This window comes from Vibrio makurazakiensis, from assembly GCF_050337375.1.
GTDB classification, from domain to species: Bacteria; Pseudomonadota; Gammaproteobacteria; order Enterobacterales; family Vibrionaceae; genus Vibrio; species Vibrio makurazakiensis.
Window position 1 is genome coordinate 1 of record NZ_JAKJSW010000479.1, and the last position, 722, is coordinate 722.

Here is a 722-nt window from a genome sequence, read left to right on the forward strand (position 1 = left end):
CCATGGGAGTGGGCTGCAAAAGAAGTGGGTAGTTTAACCTTTCGGGGAGGACGCTCACCACTTTGTGGTTCATGACTGGGGTGAAGTCGTAACAAGGTAGCCCTAGGGGAACCTGGGGCTGGATCACCTCCTTATACGAAGATATCACGATAAGTGTCCACACAGATTGATTAGGTTTAGAAAAGTAAAAGAGATACTAGTGTCCCGTTCGTCTAGAGGCCTAGGACACCGCCCTTTCACGGCGGTAACAGGGGTTCGACTCCCCTACGGGATACCATCTTTAAGTATTCTCTTATATCAGAGTATTTAAAAATGGTTCATTAGTTTGAATCAAGCTCTTTAACAATTTGGAAAGCTGACTGATTGATTACTTACGAGTAATTCAATCAAATTTAAAAGTTCTCAATGTTTATCTTTAWGATAAACACAACAAACACATTCAAGTGTCTTGTATTCGAATCAAACGTTAGTTTGATTCACAATTGAGTCCGGCAAACAGTCATTGAGAATTAACCCTTCTTAATGACAACCAAAAACCTTGGTTGTTTGAACATACATAAGACCCTTTCGGGTTGTATGGTTAAGTGACTAAGCGTACACGGTGGATGCCTTGGCAGTCAGAGGCGATGAAAGACGTAATAACTTGCGATAAGCCCAGATTAGGTAGTAATAACCTTTTGAGTCTGGGATTTCTGAATGGGGAAACCCACGTGCATAAGCAC

1 tRNA gene and 2 rRNA genes are annotated in these 722 nt (G+C 41.9%); all 3 read left to right on the forward strand.

The annotated features are described in order from the left end of the window. Positions 1-134: ribosomal RNA gene (locus L4C33_RS22610) — 16S ribosomal RNA — on the forward strand; the annotation flags it as partial. A 67-nt stretch (positions 135-201) separates the two neighbouring features. Further along, positions 202-277 (forward strand) — tRNA-Glu (locus tag L4C33_RS22615). Between the two features lie 301 nt (positions 278-578). Then, positions 579-722, forward strand: a 23S ribosomal RNA gene (locus L4C33_RS22620); the annotation flags it as partial.